General features: G+C 37.1%; 19 protein-coding genes. 9 read left to right on the top strand and 10 right to left on the bottom strand.

All coding sequences use genetic code 11. The annotated features are described in order from the left end of the window. Position 1: 1 nt before the first annotated feature. The 8 genes from AC3WV0_RS02440 to AC3WV0_RS02405 all read right to left on the bottom strand — a co-directional run bounded on the left by AC3WV0_RS02440 (position 2) and on the right by AC3WV0_RS02405 (position 13,133). Positions 2-4,360, bottom strand: a complete 4,359-nt coding sequence (locus AC3WV0_RS02440) for a coiled-coil domain-containing protein (protein WP_488843679.1) — start codon at positions 4,358-4,360, stop codon at positions 2-4. Between the two features lie 2 nt (positions 4,361-4,362). Then, positions 4,363-4,983, bottom strand: a complete 621-nt coding sequence (locus AC3WV0_RS02435) for a hypothetical protein (protein WP_488843677.1) — start codon at positions 4,981-4,983, stop codon at positions 4,363-4,365. Positions 4,984-5,349: 366 nt separating this feature from the next. Next, entirely contained in the window at positions 5,350-7,587 is a 2,238-nt protein-coding gene (locus tag AC3WV0_RS02430; protein WP_488843675.1) for a xanthine dehydrogenase family protein molybdopterin-binding subunit, read from the bottom strand. Between the two features lie 29 nt (positions 7,588-7,616). Then, positions 7,617-8,636, bottom strand: coding sequence for an FAD binding domain-containing protein (locus tag AC3WV0_RS02425; RefSeq protein WP_488843674.1), 1,020 nt, complete (start codon positions 8,634-8,636; stop codon positions 7,617-7,619). Beyond that, complete coding sequence (locus AC3WV0_RS02420; RefSeq protein WP_488843672.1) at positions 8,629-9,111, bottom strand: (2Fe-2S)-binding protein; 483 nt, start codon at positions 9,109-9,111, stop codon at positions 8,629-8,631. The genes AC3WV0_RS02425 and AC3WV0_RS02420 overlap by 8 nt, the downstream gene beginning before the upstream one ends. Before the next feature lie 199 nt (positions 9,112-9,310). Further along, on the bottom strand, positions 9,311-11,536 hold the full coding sequence (locus tag AC3WV0_RS02415) for a xanthine dehydrogenase family protein molybdopterin-binding subunit (RefSeq protein ID WP_488843670.1): 2,226 nt from the start codon (positions 11,534-11,536) through the stop codon (positions 9,311-9,313). Between the two features lie 29 nt (positions 11,537-11,565). After that, positions 11,566-12,543, bottom strand: a complete 978-nt coding sequence (locus AC3WV0_RS02410) for an FAD binding domain-containing protein (RefSeq protein ID WP_488843668.1) — start codon at positions 12,541-12,543, stop codon at positions 11,566-11,568. Further along, on the bottom strand, positions 12,540-13,133 hold the full coding sequence (locus tag AC3WV0_RS02405) for a (2Fe-2S)-binding protein (protein ID WP_089998804.1): 594 nt from the start codon (positions 13,131-13,133) through the stop codon (positions 12,540-12,542). The genes AC3WV0_RS02410 and AC3WV0_RS02405 overlap by 4 nt, the downstream gene beginning before the upstream one ends. A 251-nt stretch (positions 13,134-13,384) precedes the next feature. Here AC3WV0_RS02405 and AC3WV0_RS02400 point away from each other — a divergent pair, with 251 nt between their 5' ends. From AC3WV0_RS02400 to moaCB, 9 genes are read left to right on the top strand one after another with little or no spacing between them, the layout of a single operon-like run. Then, the gene (locus AC3WV0_RS02400) at positions 13,385-14,503 is read left to right on the top strand and encodes an XdhC family protein (protein WP_488843667.1); all 1,119 of its coding nucleotides are present in this window, start codon (positions 13,385-13,387) and stop codon (positions 14,501-14,503) included. A 10-nt stretch (positions 14,504-14,513) separates the two neighbouring features. Further along, positions 14,514-15,494, top strand: coding sequence for a GTP 3',8-cyclase MoaA (gene moaA, locus AC3WV0_RS02395; protein ID WP_488843665.1), 981 nt, complete (start codon positions 14,514-14,516; stop codon positions 15,492-15,494). Next, entirely contained in the window at positions 15,494-16,090 is a 597-nt protein-coding gene (locus tag AC3WV0_RS02390) for a nucleotidyltransferase family protein (RefSeq protein WP_488843664.1), read from the top strand. Before moaA ends, AC3WV0_RS02390 begins: the two co-directional genes overlap by 1 nt. Further along, positions 16,087-17,262 (top strand): molybdopterin molybdotransferase MoeA, encoded by a 1,176-nt coding sequence (locus AC3WV0_RS02385; protein WP_488843662.1) that lies wholly within the window; start codon positions 16,087-16,089, stop codon positions 17,260-17,262. The genes AC3WV0_RS02390 and AC3WV0_RS02385 overlap by 4 nt, the downstream gene beginning before the upstream one ends. Before the next feature lie 9 nt (positions 17,263-17,271). Further along, the gene (locus AC3WV0_RS02380; protein WP_488843660.1) at positions 17,272-18,006 is read left to right on the top strand and encodes a sulfite exporter TauE/SafE family protein; all 735 of its coding nucleotides are present in this window, start codon (positions 17,272-17,274) and stop codon (positions 18,004-18,006) included. A 42-nt stretch (positions 18,007-18,048) separates the two neighbouring features. After that, positions 18,049-18,279 carry a MoaD/ThiS family protein gene (locus AC3WV0_RS02375; RefSeq protein WP_488843658.1) on the top strand — a complete coding sequence of 77 codons (231 nt, stop codon included), beginning with the start codon at positions 18,049-18,051 and terminating at the stop codon, positions 18,277-18,279. A 3-nt stretch (positions 18,280-18,282) separates the two neighbouring features. Next, complete coding sequence (moeB, locus tag AC3WV0_RS02370) at positions 18,283-19,398, top strand: molybdopterin-synthase adenylyltransferase MoeB (RefSeq protein WP_488843656.1); 1,116 nt, start codon at positions 18,283-18,285, stop codon at positions 19,396-19,398. After that, positions 19,385-19,822, top strand: coding sequence for a molybdenum cofactor biosynthesis protein MoaE (locus AC3WV0_RS02365; protein WP_488843654.1), 438 nt, complete (start codon positions 19,385-19,387; stop codon positions 19,820-19,822). The genes moeB and AC3WV0_RS02365 overlap by 14 nt, the downstream gene beginning before the upstream one ends. Before the next feature lie 3 nt (positions 19,823-19,825). Further along, on the top strand, positions 19,826-20,734 hold the full coding sequence (moaCB, locus tag AC3WV0_RS02360; protein ID WP_488843653.1) for a bifunctional molybdenum cofactor biosynthesis protein MoaC/MoaB: 909 nt from the start codon (positions 19,826-19,828) through the stop codon (positions 20,732-20,734). On the opposite strand, the gene AC3WV0_RS02355 is transcribed toward moaCB, so the two are convergent. Continuing rightward, entirely contained in the window at positions 20,731-21,873 is a 1,143-nt protein-coding gene (locus AC3WV0_RS02355; protein WP_488843651.1) for a cysteine desulfurase family protein, read from the bottom strand. The genes moaCB and AC3WV0_RS02355 overlap by 4 nt on opposite strands. Before the next feature lie 199 nt (positions 21,874-22,072). Continuing rightward, positions 22,073-23,341, bottom strand: a complete 1,269-nt coding sequence (gene ilvA, locus AC3WV0_RS02350) for a threonine ammonia-lyase IlvA (RefSeq protein ID WP_488843649.1) — start codon at positions 23,339-23,341, stop codon at positions 22,073-22,075. Positions 23,342-23,876 lie beyond the last annotated feature (535 nt).

The following is a 23,876-nucleotide window of genomic DNA, read 5'->3' as shown; positions in this document are numbered from 1 at the left end:
TTTAAAATGTAGTCGATTTTATGGATAGCCACCCTTCTTTTAAAACCAGAATGGGAATACTCCCGGAATTTGTGTTAAAATCACTGATCTGCAGAATGGTTTGAGACTTTTCTTCTATCAGTTTTAATAATATGCTTTCATATTCGTCCGGGTGCTCTTTTAATTTAATCTTTTCCAATTCACCAATATTTATAAAATAGATATGGTCGTCGGGATAAAAAGCATCTTGCTGAACAATCTTTTTACTCATCAGGGATTGCTTAAACTGATCATTCATCATCAGAGAAGCATTTTCTGCATTAAAGACATATAAATTCGTAAACATTTCTTTGAGATCTATTACTTTATTAGACGTTTTTAATGCTAATAAATCCATGATATCTTTCTCGAAGTCATTTAAAGCAGCTTGTTTTTTTATCTGTAATGCATTTATTTTTTCAAAATCAATAAAATACACTTCGTTATTCAACAAGTTTGTTTCAGATTGAATGACATATTTTTCCCTGATAAGAAATTCTTTAAGGGCTGTATATTTTTTATTTTTGAAATTATTAAAATCAAATGCTACTTTTTTTGATTTAACATTCTCATCTTTAAATATTTGACTAGAAACCTCACGATTAATAAATCCAGATCTTATGTGATCCCGTCCGGCTTCATTCTTTTTCTCAAATTCCTCTTTATTGATAAAATAGATTTTTTCACCCGGAAAAAATGCTGACAATTCATCAACCAGGAGACCATCATTTTTTAAATCCAATAATAAAGTCTGCATATAAGCTTCTGCCTCTATACTTTTATTGAAATCGATCGCCAGATTTTGAGTGATACGCTTTTTGACCGGTGGATTTTTTACAGATAAACGCTCTTTTTTGTTTTTCTTTTCCAGCTCAATCCATGACCATTCATAACGGTTATCCTTCGCCAGGGAAATCTGAAGATTTTCTTTAGGCGTTAAAATGGGGGTCGTTAATAAAGTCAGTTCAATCCTTTTTAAAGCATTTTTGATTCTGTTATACGGTAACTTTATGGCTTTCTCCGGCAAAATCCCGGTTTTGATATTTAAATTACCTTTTGGATGCATCAGAACGTATCTCTGGCAGGCGCTTAAAGTGTCATTTAATGCCAGATAACTTTCTTTATCCTGAGGTTTATAATTAATTGAAGAGCTGATCAAAGGCTTACTTTCAATTTCGTTCCATTTTTCCCTGCCGTCAATAGGGTTTTCTTTTAAAAAATCTTTCAGCGAATACGGGTGATTAGCTATCTTTTTATTGACATCATTATTAAAATAAATTTTACTTTCCAGATATTTTAAACCTAATTTTTCATCAGAATCTTTATCTTCTTCTTTGAGATTGTAATGCCAGTAGGCCAGTACTCCGTCATTGTACTGATTTAAATCACCAATTGACATCGGAATTTTAACTTTATCATATTTCCTCTGATTGTCATACGTATTGATACTGATATTTTCCGAATAATTAATATCATAAAGTGCTTCACCTTTGGTAAATACATTGATATTCACTAAGGTAATGGCTATAGGAACAGAAGAAATCGTTTCCAACAGAGAGGGATTGGCGTAATCTTCTGGTGACGTATGCTCCATCGTCTTTTGCAGTTCTTTAATGAACTGATCTTTTTTATTCGATTTACAAATTCGTTCTATCATCCAGTGAATGATTCTTTTAAGATGAGGATTTTTTACAACCGATTTATATCCGGTATTTTCCTGAGCTATTTCAATATCAAAAGGCGAAGATTCCCACTGACCTTCGGTATCTATCGCTCCTAAATGTTTTCCATGAGCATCAAAAAATTCGATACGCTGATTCAGATAAACAGGAACCATCCAGCCAAGTACAGGAGATTTCTTGTTGTCTGTTATTGTTCGGTTAAATCTTGTACTTAAGGCCGCAGACTGCAGATATCTCGGTGGCAGCATGACCCAGTTATCTTTATTTTCGATTTTTTGCACGTGGGTTGTTAAAATTTTTCCAGGCTTTATGATTTTGTCCCTTCCAAAAGAATCAATAACCCTGAACTTGTTCATTTTAAAAGCCCCATTCCGGAACGGATTGAAAATTGACAATCGGTTGGGGGTTAAAAGATTTAAGTTGTTAAAATATTCTTTACACAAACTTTCTATACTTTTTGCAATTTCCTTATGATCTTTAAATCCGTTAGGAATCAGCGGTATAACCGATAAGCCATTACTCCTTTGGAGCATTAAATTATTGAAATCAGAAAGCGTTAATTCAAATAATGAAGTGCCTTCCAATGTTTGCAAAAAAAACTTCATCCGTTCTATCAATGGAGCATTATCTGCTTCATCAATCCTGGCAATATTTTTTTCTAATTTTTCTTTTACATACTCCTGAACCGTATTGCTTACAAAAGAATGCCCATAATAGATATTGGGATTGGGCATATATGCGACGTCATTTAATCTGTATTCTTTGATCAGATCAGCATTAAGCTCATCTAAAATATAAGTATCCCGTAAAAAATTTTCATTAAATCTTTTATCTGCGACCAGATAATGACCTTCCTTTTTAGGTAAAAATGAACTCTCCCATTCTACTTTGTACGTATACCATTGATTAACAGTTATTTCTTGAAAATCATTAATCTGATCCAAAATATGCTGATAACTTTCTTTCTGATTAGCATCAAATAAAGTCGATTTAACTTCTTTCGGAGCCAATGGATTGTCGAAAAGATTAAATATATTATTCTTTTTCGGAGACGAAATAATGATACTGGGAGGCAACGGATTATAGTAGTCTGTCCTGCTTTTTTTAGATAAGATTATTTTAGTTTTGTATCTCTTATTGAGCAGAATCTGAAATTCTTTTTGATCAACAGGATCACCCGACTGCTGCGCTTTCATTAAAAATGTAATGATTTCATAATCACCGTATTTATTGTAGTAACCGGATATTTTTTCAGAAAATAAAGCTTCTAAATTTGCGATCTTAGTTTCGGTATTTTTCAGCTTTTTCTTTAATATGTTAATCTGAGAAATTAATAGTTTTAAATCTTCTTTAAGCTTATTGATGTTTTTATCTTTTGTTAAGAATAAAGCGTTCAGATAAGTAGACCAGTGCAGATATAAACTTTCAATTTTAGATTGGAGCCTGAAAGTATCCAACTCATAATTATTCAGTATTCTGTTGATGGTGTCCAGCTCATCTTCCAGAGATTCATTAAAAGAAATATTGGTGAGATCCGGAAAGCTTATTCCTTCCCAAATAGCGAGAATGTTTTCATCTGATAATTCAGACTGGTCCAGCCTGTTTAATCTTTCCCTGATGTTTGCATACAGATTGGCAATATTCTTACTAAACTCAAAATCCAAAAGATTAATATCAAAATCATATTCCTGAACCGAATTTTCAGGCTCATTACTTACAATATTGAAGATATATTGGGTAGTGCCGGAAGTTTTATTAAACTGCTGCTCATGCTGCTTATGTCTCAATCTGGAAATCCAATCCAGGTTCAAATCTTTCAGCTCGTCAAAATTGATGATTGAGGCAATCTGTTCTTCCTGTTTTTGCAGATCCTGCTTTGACAAATTCGGATTATTAGCATTGATAATCAGTGCAGAAAGTGTTTCCGGCAACGTATTGGCGATGGCAATATCAAATGATTGTTCATTTTGATCTGAGGTATCTGGTTTTAACTGAAATTTACCCGCAACGATGTATTCTTCAGAAATAACTTGTCCATAAGCCTCTACCCAACCTACAACACTGTAAGCATCGTTTACCATACCTTCTTCGTCATAAAAACCAAATACGCTTCTGCAATTCGGGTAATGGATATCAAATGAAAAACTTCCCCAGCCTAAAGCACTGAGATTTTTTATATAATTACCTTCAGCATTAGATTTATCGAGCCACTCTTCTAACCTGTATTTTCTTCCGACATATTTAAATTGAAAATCATCTCCCTTTTCTTCTGCATAAGTACAAGTAATATTCTTATCGAGTTCCGGATCATTAATATTCCAGATATAGTCACTTTCAACAATCCATTCTTTACCGTCTCGTTCTCTTTTTACGTACCAACGGTTAGGAGCTTTAGGAAGAGTTCCTTTATCATCAAATTTTTTAAAGCAGGAAGGCAGAATAAAATGAACATGGACTCCCTCATCCAGATAAATGCCATTATCCCAGGAGAATGGTCTTGGGATAATAGAGTTCGTTTCTAAAGGTACATTAGGATTTTCAAAAACATCATGCTCTGCATTCATCCAGGGAACATTTTCAAAACGGATATCCTGGCCAATTACCTGCTGAGGCGACTCAAGATACAAAGCATTTATCCGGAGAGGAAGTATAGCGGGCATAATTACTTGCTGGATTCTTCTAACTGTTTAAAGATCTCATCTGTTGTTCCCAATGTCATCATTTTCTTTACGACAGTGCGGTCTGTATTCCAGATGGAAAAATTTACAGAGTTAATAGATATTGTTTCAAATTCTGAAAAGAAATCCTTGCTGTCGATGCTGATTGATAATGCATATTCCCATTTTGCTTTTTTTTCATCCGCTAACTCATTTCCACTTTCATCACACTCTTTTTCTGATTCCGTTGCTGTTTTTTTTATATAATATGCCTTTTTATATAAATAAGCAGTCTTTAAATAAAAATGAATCTTATCAATGTCAAAAGTGTCTTTTTCAGTGCTTTGTTGCTCTAATTGATTTTCGATTTTACCTGTAGCCTCGTTAGAATCCTTACCAAATATTTTATTAAAATCATCTTTTAATTCACTGTAGGTTACATAATTTGATGATTGAACCGTTTTTGGAATAAGCAGATATTCTTTAACAATAATATCTTTTCCCGGTGTACCTGAAATCTTCTTTTCAGTACTTTGAACCATTAAAGCTAAATCTCTTTTTAAAAAAGTTAAGGACACTCCTAATTGAAATTGGGCCATAATATATTTTTTTAATTTCCTACTCATATGGCTTTTCGGATTACGCCCCGTTTGTAATGGTTTCTGGTCTCCATGATTATTGTTTTTATAATTTAAAATAAGCCTGAAAATTAAACAGTACTGTCATGTATATTCCTGATCTTAAAATTGATAAAATCAGTGCAAAATTTTCATTTACTATTCTTATGTGATTTAGCTGGTAAGTAACAAATATAAAGGAAATTAATATTATTTATTTCAGTATAAATACTGGTTTTTTAACTAAATTCTAAAGTCAGTTTTATGATTATATTAATTCATAAAAAATCACATCACAAAAACAAGTGACGTGATTCATATTTTTAAATCGGTATATGTTGATTAATGATCCTTAAGATATAACTTTAAAATGAATTAAATTAACCTGTCAAAATGGATAGGAAGGTCGTAAATTCTCTTTCCTGTAGCGTGGAAAATGGCATTTGTAATAGCAGGCGGCATTCCTACTCCACCGATTTCACCGACTCCTTTAACGCCTAAATCATTCACAAAAGAATCATTTTCTTCTACAAATATCACTTCCAGATCATGGATATCTGCATGTACAGGAATATGATATTCCCCTAGATTGGCATTCATATATCTTCCGAATTGATGATCGAGTATGGTTTCTTCGTGCAGCGCTTTGCTGATTCCCCAGATCATTCCTCCCAAAACCTGGCTTTCTGCTGTTTTAGGATTGATAATTTTACCTGCTGCTACAGCTGTAACGGCTCTTTTCACTTCAACAGTTCCAACCTCTTCATCTACTTCTACCTCAACGAAAACCGCACTGTGAACCGCCCTTGCTTTTTTTCCATAGGTCAAAGGATTAGGCATCGCAGAATTGGTCGTTCGAACAGCCTTTCCATCATTTGCTTTTAAAATTTCTTTAATACCAATCTGTACTTCAGGCTGCTCTTTAAGTATGATAAAACCATTTTTAAAAATAACCTCTCTGAATTTGACATTTTTAAATGATGACCCTTCCAAGTCTCTTGCTTTTTTGAAAAGTTTTTTATTCAAAGCCTGACAGGCATTTTGTACGGCAGGTCCAACGGTTGCTGTAGTAAACGACCCACCCTGAATAGGAGCAAACGGCATCTTACTGTCAGCATATGAAAATGTAATATTTTCAATTGGAAGTCCAAGTTCATCGGCTGCAATCTGCGTCATGATTGTCTTCGTGCCGGTTCCGATGTCGGTCACAGCACTTTTTATTTCTACTTTGCCATCAGCAGTCATGATTGCTTCTGCACGGCCCAAAATACGGTTGGCATCCCAAATTCCGGTTGCCATTCCGTAGCCGACCAGCTTATTTCCTCGCTTCATGCTTCGGGGTTCAGGATTTCTCTGATTCCATCCGAATTTTTCCGCGCCTTCCAGATAACATTTTCTGAGCTCCTTACTTGAATATTCCTTATCGCTGCTCTTATCAATTTCTGAATAATTGATAAGTCTCAATTCCAACGGATCTATATTTAATTGGTAAGCAATTTCATCCATCGTTACTTCAATAGCGTGCATTCCGGTGCTTCCTCCGGGTGCCCTCATATCAAGCGGGCTGTAAACATCCAGCGGAACAAGTTGATGTTCGAGCAGGGTATTTTCTGCGGGATACAGCATATTGGCCCAATTCACAACAATTTCCACATAATCTTCAAACTGCGAAGTTTCACCAATTCCTTTATGATAAATAGCATTTACTTTTCCGTTTTTATCAGCACCAAACCTGGTATGTTGCAACGTCGGAGGCCTGTGCCCGATCATGTACATCTGTGTCCGATCAAGGGTTACCCGAACATTTCGCTTTAGTGCTAATGACGCCATTACCGCCATAAAAAGCTGCTGCTGCGGACGAAGACCTGATCCAAAAGCACCACCGACAAATGGTGAAATGACCCGTACATTCTTCAGTTTAAGCCCGAAAACATTCGCAACATACATTTGTGAATTGATGGTTCCCTGGGTTTTGTCATAGATGGTCAGTTTATCTTTACCCTCGTAAATTACGGTGGAAGCATACATTTCGATGGGATTGTGATGCTCGGTTCCGTGACTGAAGTGACTGTCTGTTTTTACAAATGAATTCTCATATTCTTTTTCAAAATCACCGGTAGGTTTTGGTGGAGGCGGTTTCAGCAGTGATGCCAGACCTTTTTTAGGATCTCGTGCCTTTTCAAGATTCACCTTCATATCTGTTTCAAAATCCTCTTCTTCATAAATTACTTTAATTTTTGCTGCCGCATAACGAGCCATTTCAAAGGTTTCTGCAACGACCAAAGCAATGGGCTGACCATTGTATTTAATCTCATTGTCTTTAAGCTGTTTAAAAACAATTCCCGGAGGAGCATCCATATCGGCATACTGAAAATCGAACCAGGCAGTCGAAGGTCTGTTATCGTGGGTAAAAACCTCAACAACGCCTTCCATATTCTTTATTTCTGATGTATCGATGGTCTTAATTTTACCTTTTGTGATCGTGCTGTTTACGATATATCCATATAATAAATCGGGAGCATCATATTCCGCGGCATATTTTGCTTGTCCTGTCACCTTCAGATGACCTTCCAGACGATTAATGGGTTGCCCGACAGATGGTGTATTTTTCATAAAATTTTAATTAGCATTAAGAATAAATATTATAAAGAAGGTTTTGCACCCGGTCTCTGAGAAGATGGGTCAAGCGCCATCATACAGTTTCTCACGATAGCTTTTTTAGCCAGATTAATTTTAAAATTGTTATGTTCAAAACCTATGGCTCCCCTTAAAATAATATCAGCAGCGGAAGCAAAATTTTCTGCATTTGCCTCCTTGCCTGATAAAAATTCTTCAGCTTCTTGTACACGCCAGGGTTTGTGAGAAACACCACCCAGCGCAATTCTTGCTTCTTTAATCATTCTACCTTCAAGTTCCAGACCTGTTGCAACCGAAACCAATGCAAATGCATAAGAACTTCGGTCCCTCAATTTCAGATAAGAGTAATTTTTTGAAAATCCATTCGCAGGCAGTTCAATCCCGGTGATGACTTCACCTTTTTTCAGATTATTGTCTATATTCGGAGTATCGCCCGGAAGCCTGTGAAAATCGGAAAATGCTAATGTCCGTTCTCCATCCGGTCCCGATATATGGACAATTGCAGCCAAAGCAGCCAATGCTACACACATATCCGAAGGAAAAACAGCAATACAATTATCGCTGTGACCTAAAATAGCATGAATACGGTTGTATCCTTTAATGGCAGAACATCCGGATCCGGGAGTTCTTTTATTGCAGGGCGTATGGATATCGTAAAAATAATAACATCTTGTGCGCTGTAACAGATTTCCACCATTAGTCGCCATATTTCTGATCTGTGCCGAAGCTCCTGCCAAAATCGCTTTTGAAAGCAGCGGATATTTTTCTTCAATAAGTGGGTGATATGCCGTGTCGGCGTTGGTCATCAAGGCACCAATAAGAATTCCTCCATCATTCAGTTCAGAAATATCGCTTATTCTCTCAATTTTATTAATATCGATTAAAGTTTCTGCTTGAGTAACAAAATACTTCATCAGATCGATAATATTGGTACCGCCGGCAATGATTTTGTTATCTTCATTTATAGTTGTCAATGAAACTGCTTCATCAACACTGTACGCTTTTGTATAGGAAAAATTATTCATAAATACCTTGTTTTACTGATAGTACAGCGTTAATTATTCCTTTATTCGCCCCACATCGGCAAAGATTACCACTCATCAGTTCCTGAACTTCTTCACGGGTTTTTGCTTTATTTTCATTTAATAATCCTATGGCACTGCAGATCTGTCCCGGAGTACAATATCCGCATTGAAAAGCATCATGATCGATAAAAGCCTGCTGAACAGGATGCAGGTTTTCACCGTCGGAAACGCCCTCTATCGTTGTAATTTCCGCATCAGTTTTCATTACACAGAGACTGAGGCAGCTCAAAACTCTCTTTCCGTCGATCAAAACCGTACATGCTCCACACTGACCGTGATCGCAGCCTTTTTTTGTTCCTGTAAAATGCAGATTTTCTCGTAGAGCATCAAGAAGTGAAACCCAGGGAAGTACATCCAGATGGTGTTCCTTTCCATTTACGTTTAGTGTAATAGATTGTTTTCCAGTATTTGACATAAATCTGTAATTTGGTTATCGGTTATGATACAAAAAGGAAACCGTTATTCGCAAAAACAGGTCTTATGTGGTATATTACGTACTGAATTGATTAAAATATATTCAATCTAAATAAGAATCGATTATTAATAAATAAAAAATATCCTGTACCATTGCGATACAGAATATTTATGATTGTATAGTTTAAGATATGACTTTATCAGCGAGATAATTCCATTACTATTTTATCGGGGGTAATCGGTAAATCTCTCATCCGTACACCGATAGCATTATAAATTGCGTTTGCTATTGCCGGTGCCGTACCAATAATTCCCACTTCTCCCAAACCTTTGGCACCTGAAGGATTGATATTTGGATCGGGTTTATTAATAAATTCAACCTCAATAATAGGTGCATCGGCATTTACGGCAAAATGATATCCAGCAAGATCATTACCGATGAGTGTACCTAATTTTGCATCGATCTGATTTTCTTCCATTAAAGCCATACCGATTCCGCCAACCGCAGCTCCGGACATCTGATTTGCTGCTGCCTGCGTGTTGATGATTTTTCCACCATCTCCCACGACGGCAAGCTTTTCTATTTTCACTTTTCCGGTTCGCTTATTGACACGCACTTTACAAAAATGTGCCGCAGATGAACAGAACGCAAATTTTTCACGTTCACTTCCCGGCTTTGATGCTACTTCAAGACGTACTTCAGTAAGATTATTCTTTTCAAACAATTCTTCGTAAGAAACAAAGGCTTTTGAATTATTTTTTAAACTGATACCTTTATCCGACAGAAAAATATTTTCCAGAACAGTTCCTTTAAAGCCTTGGTTAACCGACGATGCATATTCTGCCAGCTTCTGTTTTAGCTGATTACTTGCATCAAACACGGCACCACTCACGGAAGACAGCCCTGTACTTCCACCCTGACTTGGTGCAGGAGGCAGCGCTGAATTTCCCAGTTCTATGCTGATTTTATCTTTTGGAATTCCGGTAATTTCGTGGGCAATATTCTGCATTCCAGTTCCTGTCCCGGTTCCGATATCGGTCATAGCGGTCTGTACGACAATGTTTCCGTCTTTACGCATGACAATCGCTGCTTTTGCTTCTCTCCTTCCTGCATTCCACATTCCGACAGCCATTCCGTAGCCAATGTACCAATCTCCATCAGTGACGGTGGCAGGGGTTGATTTTCTGGCATTCCATCCAATCATTTTAACACCTTTCTTTAATCCTTCATCAAGAAAATGAGTAGACCATGGCAGATTTGAATCGGGATGTTTTTCCAGGGAGATATTCTTTAACCTTAATTCAACTGGATCCATTTTAAGTTTATAAGACAATTCATCGATTGCCGACTCTAAAGCGAATACTCCGGTACAGTCGCCCGGGCCCCGCATCCAGGTTGGTGTACTTAAATTTAAAGGGACATTTGCTGCTTCTGTTTTTAAATTGGGAAACTTATAAATTAATCTTGTAACGCGGGTAATACCATCGTTAAAGTTTTCATACACTGAAGTTTCATTCTTTGCCTGATGTAGAATTCCTAAAAAATTCCCAGACTGATCAGATCCTATTTTGACTCTCTGCCAGGAAGCTGGTCTATATCCGGTAGCCGCAAACATCTGCGGACGGGTAAGCATGAGTTTTACAGGGCGCCCAGCCTGCTTTGCTGCCATAACTGAAGCCAAAACGTGAGGCCAGACCCTTAATCCGGATCCGAAACCACCCCCTACAAATTCACTGAATACTTCTATATTTTTTTCAGGAAGTTCAAATAATTTGGCAAACGTTTTCTGAACATTGTTTACGCCTTGGTTTTTATCATAAAGACGCAACGTATCATTTCCCGTCCAATGGGCGATTGTGGCATGCATTTCCATTGGGTTGTGCACATCTGCCTTAATATTGTATTGCTGATCTATAATAAAAGGTAAATTTTGCCAACTGTCAAAGCTTCCTCTTTCTTTACCTTCTGCTTTTAAAGCAACGGATTCTTTTGCAGAATTAAAATCGACATTAAAATTATCTTTCTGATATTCAGCTTCTACCAATGAAGCTGCGAAAGTTGCGTCTTCCAGTGTCTCTGCAATGACCATTGCAATAGGCTGACCTTTAAAAAATATTCTATCAGTATGAAAAATCGGTAATCCGAATTTTGCTTCTTTAATTTTTTCTTCAGTCGCCAGACCAGGAACCGAAGGCTTGTGTAAATGTGTGATCACATCAATAACACCTTCTACCGCCTTAGCCTTATCAACCAATATCGATTGTATTTTACCGGAAGGCACTGTACTGTTTACCAACACGGCATAACACATATTTTTCACTTCATATTCAGCAGCATATTTACCGCTTCCGGTAACTTTTTCGACTCCTTCAACACGTCCTTCGGGTCTTTTGGATTTAATTTTCAGTAATTCGAGTAATCCCATAATTGTTACTTTTTTAATATATCCTAACCTTATTGATTTACACAATTTTGCAATGCTGTTACCATAGCTCCCTGAAGCATTGGAATCTTATAGCCGTTTTCGGATAAGGGTTTCAAATCTTTGGTTGCCAATCTTGCTGCCGCCTCAAAAACATCTGTTGTAGCGCGTTTGCCATTCAGAAATTTTTCCACTTCAAACCAACGCCATGGCTTGTGTGCCACTCCTCCTGATGCCAGACGTGCATTTTTTATTGTTTTTCCGTCAAGATCCAGTGCTGCTGCGACAGAAACCAATGCAAATACGTATGAGGTCCGGTCTCTTACTTTTACATAGGCAGAATGTTTTTCAAAAGCATTATCCGGAATTTCAATACTGGTTATAACAGCGTCCTGTGGCAAATTATTATCGATCCAGGGTGTGTTCTCCGGTAATTTATGAAAATCTTTAAATGGTATTTTAACTTCTTTCTGATCTTTTGTCTGTGCTGTCACAGTTGCATCAAGAGCTGTCAGAGCAACACAGAAATCGGAAGGGTGTACGGCAACACACTGATTATTATATCCTGCAACGGCACTCATTCGGTTGGCTCCATTAAGCGCACTGCACCCGCTGTTGGGTTTTCTTTTGTTGCAAGGTGTTGTGATATCATAAAAATAAGGACATCTTGTACGCTGTAGCAAATTTCCTGCTGAGCTCGCCATATTTCTGATCTGAGGTGATGCACCGGCCAAAATAGCTTTTGAAATAAGAGGAAATTTTTCAACAACATCTTTATTATTTGCTACTTTACTGTTGCTAGCCATTGCTCCAATCTGCAATATGTTATTTTGATGATTTACCGTATCAGACAACGCTATTGTTACATCAATCAGGGTTTCCGGCTGAGTAATATTTTTCTTCATCAGATCTACCAGGTTCGTTCCGCCTGCGATATACTGACCGCCTGCTGATTTCATTGAAGAAGCTTCAGCTGTAGATTTTACTTTTTCAAAATTAAATGGTCTCATCGGGCTGCAACTTTTTGAATGGACTGAACAATACCGTTATACGCTCCGCAACGGCAAAGATTGCCGCTCATATATTCTTTAATCTCTTCCACAGAACCTGTATGGCCTTCATTTACACAGGCAACAGCAGACATAATCTGACCTGGCGTGCAATATCCACACTGAAAGCCGTCGCATTCCACAAACGCTTTCTGCATTGGATGAAGCTCATCACCATTTGCCAAACCTTCAATCGTAGTAATCTCTTTTCCCTGGGCCATCGCTGCCAAGGTAAGGCAACCCAATGCTCTTTCACCGTCAATGTGTATGGTACAGGCACCGCACTGACCGTGGTCACAACCTTTTTTTGATCCTGTTAGATTAAGCTGTTCCCTTAAAAGGTCAAGCAAGGTAGTACGGGTGTCAACATAGAGGGTATGACTTTTTTTATTAATGGATAAGGTAAGCCTGGATACATTTTTCTTGGGAACAAGATATTGCTTTACGTCCTGATAGAAAGCTTTTACCGACGACGGAATAGCCATAAAACCAGCCAGTAATCCCGAAACCTTGAGGAAGTTCCTCCTACTGTATTGTCCTTTTAATTCCATAAAAATATTTTTTTAAATCAATATAATTGTATACGGATATGGTTCTAACAAATATCAATAAATAAAATTACAAATCGATGATACAAATTACAGTTTTATATACCAATATTACTGTTTTCGATTAAAGATGCGAAAAAAACAGATATTATTTATGTAAATTTGAATAGATAATAACTTTTTAATGATTTTAATTCAACAAAAATCATACTTAAAATTAAAAAACAATTATTAATCCATAAAAATGTTTTCTGATGAAAGAGATCAATGATATTGTAAAAGCTTATAAACAAGCGCAGATTAATGGGTTAAAAACAGCTCTTGCAACAGTTGTAAAGGTTGAAGGTTCTTCTTACAGGCAGGCCGGAGCACGAATGCTGGTTACCGAAGACGGACAACTCACCGGCGCCATCAGTGGCGGATGTTTGGAGGGAGATGCTTTAAGAAAGGCATTACTTGCAATCCATCAGAAAAACAACAAGCTTATCACTTATGACACCAGTAATCCCGATGATGTGGAATTTGGTGTCCAGTTGGGATGTAATGGAATCGTACATATTCTTTTTGAATACATTGATGAAAATTCTTCTCAAAATCCGATCTCTCTTTTAGAGAAAACAATTGAAAACAGGTGTGAATCTGTCATCACCACCCTATTTTCACTGGAAAAAAGAAGCAAACAGACCGGAACCGTTGGATTGGTACGAAATCAAAATACTGTTTTGTCGGATTCAAGTTCTATTTCAGAAAGAGAACTGCTGAATTTTTCTTCAGAAGTTTTAGAAAAAAAACAAAATATACTGACCAGACTTTCATCGAATGAAATTTTGCTTCAATACATTCCTCCACAAACAACACTGATCATTGCAGGAGCTGGAAATGATGTTAAGCCTCTGGTAGACACTGCCTCCATTTTAGGCTGGAAAACAGTAATTGCAGACGGAAGATCAACGCACGCTCTGAAAAAGAGATTTCCTCTCGCAGATGAAGTATTACTTGCAACGCCGGAAGAAATCATTAAGGCAATCGAAATTGATGAGTCTACGGTTTTTGTTATGATGACACACAATTATAATTATGATCTCGCTTTGCTGAAACTCATCATCCATCAGCCCATACAATATATAGGATTATTGGGGCCTAAAACCAGGTTCAACAGAATGATGGATGATCTTAAAAGTTCAGGAATTGATATCGGTGAAAAAGAATTAAATAAACTTTATGGTCCTGTTGGAATAGATATTGGTGCTGAAACGTCGGAAGAAATTGCCATTTCAGTAATTGCAGAGATCAAAGCGGTCTTGAGCCAGAAAAAGGGTTTATCATTACGGGATAAACCGGAAAAAATACATACTGATATTCTCAGTATATAAGGAAAAAATTATGCTAACAGATCAATTCGGGAGAAACCATAACTATCTGCGGATATCTTTGACGGACAATTGTAACCTGCGGTGCTTCTACTGTATGCCGGAAGAAAATTATGATTTTACACCACATTCAAAACTGATGCAAATCGATGAAATTGATACCATAGCAAAACTATTTGTAAAACAGGGCATTAATAAAATAAGACTCACCGGTGGCGAGCCATTCGTAAGAAAAGATGCTTCAAAGATCATCAGGAATTTAGGTAAACTGCCTGTCCAATTAACCTGTACCACAAACGGTATTCGTATTGATGATATGCTTCCTGAGATTATTCAGGCAAATTTCCACAGCATTAACATCAGCCTTGATACTTTACAGAAGGAAAAATTTCTAAAGATAACCCGCCGTGATTATTTTGACCGGGTTGTAAGAAATATTGATCTTTTACTGCAGCATACTATAAAAACCAAAATCAATGTTGTCGTAATGAAAGATATCAATGATAATGAGATTTCAGATTTTATAGCTTTTACAAAAGATAATCCTGTAGAGGTTCGGTTTATCGAGTTTATGCCTTTTAGCGGAAATAAATGGAGCAGCAATCAGGTGATGACACAAAAAGACATTTTGAATATCATCAGAGAAAAATACGATTTTATTCCGCTGCCTATCGGTTTTCATGATACAGCGAAGCAATATAAAATTCAGGGGCACCAAGGAAGTTTTTCGATCATCAGTACAATGAGCGAGCCTTTTTGCAGTGGCTGTAACAGGATAAGACTAACAGCAGACGGCAAATTAAAAAACTGTCTGTTTTCAAAACAGGAAACCGATCTTCTGACCCCTTTTCGAAACGGTCAGGATATTTTACCGATCATACAGTCTGCAGTCTGGTCAAAAGCGAAGAAGCAGGGCGGGCAACTGAATGAACAATTTGAAAAAATAAATACTTCCATCATTCAGAACAGAAGCATGATCAATATTGGCGGATAATGAAAAATACAGGAATTATATTACTGGCAGCAGGAAATTCTTCGAGGATGGGATCTGCAAAGCAACTTTTAAGCTATGAGGGAAAAACCTTTCTGGAAAGAATCATTGATACTGCACTTGAAGTATTTGATAAAGATCAGATTATTTTGGTTTTAGGAGCAAATCACGATGAAATATCTTCAACTATTAAAGATAAAAATATATTGATCGCCATTAATGAAGATTGGGAATCAGGTATGGCCTCGTCGATAAAATCAGGACTGAAAACCTTATCAGATCATTTTCCTGAAATGGAAAGATGTTTTATTTCGGTATGCGATCAGCCTTACCTTACCGGTGAGTTATTTTTGAAAATGTCGCAGTTACAAGACACTTCCCAAAAGGAAATTGTTGCCGCTACATATGCCGATACGGTTGGCGTTCCGGCTTTATTTTCTAAAAAATATTTTAAACAATTAATAGAACTTACCGGTGAACAGGGTGCAAAAAAAATCATCCGGCAGAATATGGAAGACGTCGAAACGTTTGCATTTGCAAAAGGCGAAATTGATATCGACACCCCGTCAGACTATGATCATTTAAAAACTAAAGCATGATAAGCGTAGAGGAAGCAGAAAAAATAATCGAACAAAACACCCCGGAAAGCAAACACGAGATTCTTCCTTTGAAAGAAGCATTCGGATACACCACTGCTGAAGATATCCATTCAGCATACGATATTCCGAATTTTTCGCAATCTTCGATGGACGGCTACGCAATCCGCTTTGAAGATAAAGATGTAAAGTTAAAAATAGCAGGTGAAATGCAGGCCGGATCGACAGAACAGTTTCATCTTGAAAAAGGAACTGCCTGCCGTATTTTTACAGGAGCGCCGCTTCCATCAGGTGCAGATACGATCGTTATGCAGGAAAAAGCCTTCATTGAAAACGGATATCTTACAGTTAATGATTATGAACTCGAAAAAGGATTACATGTAAGAAATGCCGGAAGCGATGCAAAAAAAGGCAGTGTGGCGATAAGTTCCGGAAGTTATCTTTCTGCTGCTGCAATCGGCTATCTGGCAGGCATCGGACGTACAGAAGTGAAGGTTTTCGCCCCTCCATCCGTTTCGTTAATTCTTACAGGAAACGAATTGGTACAGCCCGGAGAAAATTTAAGTTTCGGGCAGGTTTATGAATCCAATTCCTATCAGCTGGAAAGTGTTTTAAAACAATGTGGAATTAAAACTATTGAAAGTTTTTGGGTAAAAGATGATCCTTCTGAAGTTGAAAAAACGCTGGATTTGGCAATTTTCAAAACAGATATTGTAATTTTAGTAGGTGGTGTGAGCGTCGGCGATTATGATTTTGTGATTGATGCCACAAAAAAATGTGGTGTCGAGCAGAAATTTCATAAAATCCGACAAAAACCCGGAAAACCGTTCTATTTCGGAACTAAAGAAGAGAAACTCGTTTTCGGACTACCAGGAAATCCATCATCGGCGTTGACCTGTTTTTACTTATATATCGCTCCTTTACTCTCAAAAATGATGAAACGTAAAGCTATTACAGAAAAAGCCAATGCAACTTCAACTTCTTCGTATGAAAAGAAAACAGGACTTACTCATTTTCTGAAAGCAACTTATGACAACGGAAAAGTAACGCCACTTCATGCACAGGAATCTTATCGTCTTCAGTCTTTTGCAGAAGCCAATTGCCTGATGATTTTACCTGAAGATTCAGAAGGCTGTAAAAAAGATGAACGGGTTGAAATTATATTGTTAAAATAAAATCACATAATGAGCGTCGAATTTTTTTATCTGATTTTATTTGTCATCGCGGCTTTATATGCAGCAGTAGGACACGGAGGAGCAAGCGGTTATCTGGCGTTGATGGCTCTATATGGCATAGCGCCCAAAGAAATGAAACCTACCGCTCTTGTGCTTAATCTGTTTGTATCACTCACTTCTTTTGTTCAATATTATCGTGGAGGACATTTTAAACTCCGCATTTTTATTCCGATTGCTCTGGCCTCTATTCCTCTGGCTTTTGTAGGAGGAATGATTCATGTTGAAGATACTCTTTACAAACGTATCTTAGGTATTTTACTACTTTTTCCGGTTTTTCGTTTTTTCTTTTTTAAAAGTCCGGATGACCGTGAGCTGAAAGAGCCAAAAATCTATCTATCCTTACTATTCGGAGGTGTTATTGGTTTATTGTCAGGAATGATCGGTATTGGCGGAGGAATTTTGTTGTCTCCGGTGCTTATTTTATTGAAATGGACGAATCAGAAACAGACGGCGGCCATCAGTGCAGCCTTTATTTTTGTTAATTCCATAGCAGGTTTGGGAGGAATGTTTACCAAAGAAATTTCCTTTACAAGCGATATGTGGATGTACATCATCTGTGCGTTTGCAGGAGGATTGCTTGGTGCTTATTTAGCCTCAAAAAAACTAAATCAAAATGGTCTGAAATATGTACTTGCTGTTGTACTTTTGATGGCTTCCTATAAATTAATATCAAGCACTATTTAAAATAACGGAAGATAATACAATGCAGCTAAAAAAAGTGATTAAATGAGTACCGTAAAAATAATGAGCTTTGGCAGACTGAAAGAGATTTTAGGTCCGGATTTTGAAATTGAATCCGAAAATACTGATGAATTGCTTAGTCAGCTGACTGAAAAGTTTCCTCAGTTGAAAAATTTGAAAGTAAGAATTGCGGTCAACCAGAAAATTATTTCAGAAAACAAAGCTTTACAAAACAACGACGTGGTCGCTTTAATGCCACCGTATTCAGGAGGATAAATTATGTTAAATTTAGAACGATACGATAGACAAATCAAATTGCAGGGTTTCGGGATTGAAGCTCAAAAAAAACTTGCCTCAGCAAAGGTTTTAGTGATCGGAGCCGGCGGCTTAGGATGTCCGGTTCTCCAATATCTGACTGCAGCTGGTGTCGGCAATATAGGCATTGTGGATGATGACCAGGTTTCATTAAGCAATTTACACAGACAGATTCTCTATAATTCTAATGACATTGGGAAACTGAAAACCGAAGCTGCTTTTGAAAGGCTGAATGCAATGAATCCCGAAGTAAAATTCAGCTTAATGCCTGAAAGAATTGCTACAAAAAATGCCGTTAAGATCATATCCGGTTATGATGTAATTATTGACTGTACCGATAATTTTCCGACACGCTATCTGCTTGACGATCTGTGCAGGATTTTACAAAAACCCCTGATATTCGGGGCAATTTATCAGTATGAAGGTCAGATCGCTGTTTTTAATGTCAAAAATGAAGAAGAATCTGTCACCCATTACAGACATCTTTTTCCTGAACCTCCGGGGCCGGGAGAAGTTCCGGATTGTAATGATGCCGGGGTTTTGGGCGTTTTACCAGGAGTGATAGGAACTATTCAGGCTGCCGAAGCGATTAAATTAATTACAGGAATCGGAGAACCATTGATCAATAAATTAATGACCATCAATATCATGAATTATCAGACTGCGGTTTTTGAAATACCTTCGTTAAATTTAACGGATATAAATATCCCTTACAGCATTGAAGAATTTGAGAATATGAATTATCAGCTTCACTGCGGAATTGAATATGATGGAATTAAGAATATTTTACCTTCAGAATTTAAAGAAACAGCAAAACTTCATGATACAGTCGTGATTGATGTTCGTGAACCAGATGAAAATCCAAAGCTTGATCTTCCGTATATTTCGATACCTTTATCTCAGCTAAAGGAAAATTATAACAAGATCCACAATCATAATATTATTGTTGTCTGTCAATCCGGTAAAAGAAGTATTACCGCAGCGAAAATTTTGCAGGAAATTTTAGGACCGGAATACAAGATTAGCCATCTGGAAGGCGGGATCAATCATTTAAATAAAAAAATTAATGAGCAATATTAAAAATATATTTCAGGACTCTCCTATTTCACCTTTATTCATCGCGGAAAGTATTACAAAACATTCCACGAAAACTGAAATCGGAGCACATCAGATTTTTCTGGGCCAGATCCGGGCAGATGAAATTGACAATAAAACCGTTAAAGCAATCGAATATACAGCGTACGAAGATTTAGCACTGACTCAAATGGCAACGATACGCGAAGAGATTTTTGCAAAATACAACCTTACCTGCATGCATATTCATCACAGCTTGGGTATTGTTCATACAGGGGAAATCTGCCTTTTTGTATTCACCTCATCCAAACATCGAAAAGAAGCGACACTTGCCTGCAATGAAGTGGTTGAACGTATCAAAAACGAACTTCCGATCTGGGGAAAAGAAATCTTTGAAGATGAGACACATCAATGGAAAATAAACCAATAAACCATGGTAGATATTACTTTTAAAACTTTTACGCTGCGAAAAGCAATTGCAGCGGCAACCATTAAAACTTCAGACATTTCAACTGTAGAAGCTGTTCAAAACGGAACAGTTCCGAAAGGTAATGTTCTGGAGTTTGCAAGAGCTTCCGCTTTATTGGCGATCAAGAAAACCAGCGATGTGATTCCGGATTGCCATCCTTTGCCTGTAGAATATGCTGCCATTAATTATGAAATGAGCGGTTTACATATTAACATCACTGTTGAGGTTCATACCATCTACAAGACCGGTGTAGAGGTCGAAGCCATGCATGGAGCTTCCGTAGCCGCTTTGGTGATCTATGATATGCTGAAGCCTATTGATAAAAACGTAGAAATCTCCAACATCAGGCTTTTGGAAAAGCAGGGCGGAAAAAGCAATCAGAAAAATATAGAAGCTGAAAATCTTACAGCAGCGGTAGTGGTGTGCAGTGATTCTGTTTCTCAGGGACTTAAAAATGATACTTCCGGAAAATTTTTGGTTAAATCTCTTAAAAATCAGGGAATCGCTGACGTTGATTATTCAGTTGTTCCCGATGATATTTCTGCGATTAAGGAAAAGATAGAACTTTTAAAAAATAAAGGCTGTAATCTTCTTATTTTTACGGGCGGAACAGGACTTTCCGATCGGGATGTTACTCCGGAAGCGGTTTTACCATTTATTACGAAAGAAATTCCGGGAATTATGGAAACGGCAAGAAACTATGGGCAGGATCGGGTGAAAACCTCCATGCTTTCCAGAGGAATAGCAGGCTTTTCTGATGATATGCTGATTTTAACCTTCCCAGGATCTGCTGGTGCTGTAAAGGAATATTTCCAGGCTCTGTTTCCGCAGGTTTTACATGTATTTTCGGTAAAAAAAGGTGATGGTCATTAGTTTTCATTTCTAAGATGAAGTACTGCTTTCTGTATTTTTTCCACGGCTAGTTCAATCTCTGGAAGTGTGGTGTATTTCCCTATGCTGAATCGTATTGAAGACAACGCATCGTGATCTCTCATTCCCATTGCCTGAAGAACGTGAGAGGGGTTAGTAGTGACTGCATTGCAGGCAGAACCACTTGAAACACAGATATTTCCTAAAGAAAGAATTAATTCTTCGGAATTGATCCCTTCAAAGCAGATATTTGTGGTATTGAAAATTCTTGCTGAATGATCTCCGTTAATAGATGTTTGAGGAATTTTTAGCAGTTCGTTTTCAAGTTGATCTCTTAATTTTTTAACTTTTTGAGCATCTATTTCCATTTCCTCAACTGCGATCTGAGCCGCTTTTCCCATCCCGACAATTCCCGGAACATTTAAAGTACCGCTTCTCAGATTATTCTGTTGCCCACCGCCCTGAATTTGTGGCTGTATCTTATTTTTAATGTCAGAAGAAATATAAAGTGCCCCTACTCCTTTCGGCCCGTAAAATTTATGTGCTGAAAAAGCCATCAGGTCAATATGTAATGCTTTTACATTAACCGGGATTTTTCCTGCAGCCTGTGTTGCATCACAAAAAAAATAACAGCCGTTTCGATGCGCAATTTCGGCGATTTCTTTTATTGGGTGAATGACTCCTGTTTCATTATTAACGAACATGATACAAACCATCAAAGTTCTTTCATTGATCAGGGATTCCAACTCAGAAAGATTGATATTTCCAAGATGATCAACATTAAGATAATCAAGCTTAAATCCGTCTTTTTCAAGTTGGGCGCAGGTGTCTAAAACAGCTTTATGCTCTGTGGTAACTGTAATAATGTGGTTTTTATTTTTATCTGCCTTAAATCCTTTTAATGCTAGATTTACAGATTCTGTTGCGCCCGATGTGAAAATAATTTCTTTAGAATCTGCACAGATAAGTTCTGCAACTTCTTCTGCTGCATTTTCAACCGACTCTTTTACAGTAAGCCCGAAAAGATGAGCACTTCCTGAATTTGCATATAATTGATTGAAATAAGGTAACATTTCATTGAGGACTCTTGGATCGACAGGAGTTGTTGCATTGTAATCTAAATAAACGAAATCATTATCCATCTTGACATTTTAATTCAGTATAAAAATAATGATCTTTTTTAGTTTAACTTAAATCTCCGTAAAAGATATTTCTTTATTTTGATTTAGTAACTGTGAAGGAACTATCTACCAATACAAGCGAATGTTATATTGTAGAACGCTATAAAAATCCTGGGTTAACAAAATCAAAACAAATTCTTACAAAAATCAACAATTACATTCAAACAAGCATATTCAGCACGTCAGGATTATCATTAAGATAAGATTCAAAATAACCAAGGTTTTGCATTCTCTGTTTTAAACCATTAAAATCAGAAATGGTGGAAAGCTCGATTCCGACAATTGCCAACGCAGCTTCTCTTGAATTTTTCTTGGTATATTCAAAATGGGTGATATCGTCATCCGGACCTAGAACGTTCAGCACAAAGTCTTTCAGAGAACCGGGACGCTGTGGGAATTTGACCATAAAATAATGCTTCAAACCATTGTAAAGCAAAGCGCGTTCTTTGATTTCTTCCATTCTTGTAATATCGTTGTTGCTTCCGCTGACGATGCAAACCACATTTTTACCTTTAATCTGATTGCGATATTTTTCTAAAGCTGATATAGACAACGCTCCGGCCGGTTCCAAAACAATTGCATCTTTGTTATAGAGTTGAAGAATCGTATCACAAATCTTCCCTTCATCCACAGAAATGCAATCTGCAAGCGCATTTCTGCAAATCTCAAAAGTCAAATCCCCTACTCTTTTTACTGCTGCTCCATCTACAAAACCATCAACTTCTGAAAGTTCGGTATTAAGATTATTATCGATGGAAGTTCTCATAGAAGGTGCTCCTTTTGGTTCAACTCCAATCAACTGTGTTTCTTTCGACAATTCTTTAAAAACAATAGAAATTCCCGAAGCCAAACCGCCACCGCCAATCGGAATGAAAACAAAATCAATATTTTCTTTTGTCTGTTCTAAAATTTCCAAAGCCAACGTCGCCTGTCCTTCAATGATCTGAACATCATCAAAAGGATGGATAAAAGCTGCTCCTGAAGTTTGCGCAAATTCCAAGGCTGCATTTTTTGAAGCATCGAAAGTATCGCCGACCAATTTGATTTCGGCAAAATTTCCGCCGAACATTTCTACCTGTTCCAGCTTTTGTTTCGGAGTTGTCACGGGCATAAAAATCGTTCCTTTAATCTGAAGCTTTTTACATGAAAAAGCCACCCCCTGAGCGTGATTTCCGGCGCTGGCACAAACTATTCCGTCCACGGTTTTGCCTTTATTGTAAAGACTTTTGATTTTATTGTAAGCCCCGCGCAATTTATATGACCTCACAGGTTGCAGGTCTTCTCTTTTGAGAAAAATATTTGCGCTAAATTTTTCTGACAAGCGGGCATTGTATTGCAATGGTGTGTAATTCACCACATTTTCTATACTTTTTCGGGCTTCTTTTACCGCTTCCAATGTTGGAAATATCATCGTTTCATTCATCTTCATTTATAATTACAGATTCTTTGATTTTGTTTTTAATGATTGTTTTACTTAATATTCTTAATTAAAATAAACTTGTTTATTCTAATTTTTTTGAAACATTAAGAAGTTTAGATTTATCTTTTATTTTCGACGATTTGCTTTTAAGAAATTGATAAATCAATTTAATTTAAGAATATTAAGTTCTTAATTCCTTAATGTTTAACAATCCAAACAAACTATTAATTTTGACTTTTCCGTTTTCCAGAACGAGTTTGTGACTGAGTTTTTTTGGTAATTCCAATTGTTGTTGCTGGACAAAACTCAGCTTCCGAAACAACGACATCGAATCAAAAAAACCGGAAGCAACGGTTTGTCCGACATTCGCATTCATATCGAAATACCAATGCAACTCAGGCGAAATCATTCCGATTTCTACGAAATGACAAAAATGCTGTTGGTTTTAACGCGCCCCGGCTTGAACGGAGCTCTTTTTCTGTCGTTGCGATTGACCAATAGTTCAACAGATTGCTTCACTTTGTTCGCAATGACAGAAAAAAGC

Source organism: Chryseobacterium sp. 27AL (assembly GCF_057815395.1).
Note: the sequence above shows the minus strand (reverse complement) of the source record. Positions and strands in the feature narration are given on the sequence as shown.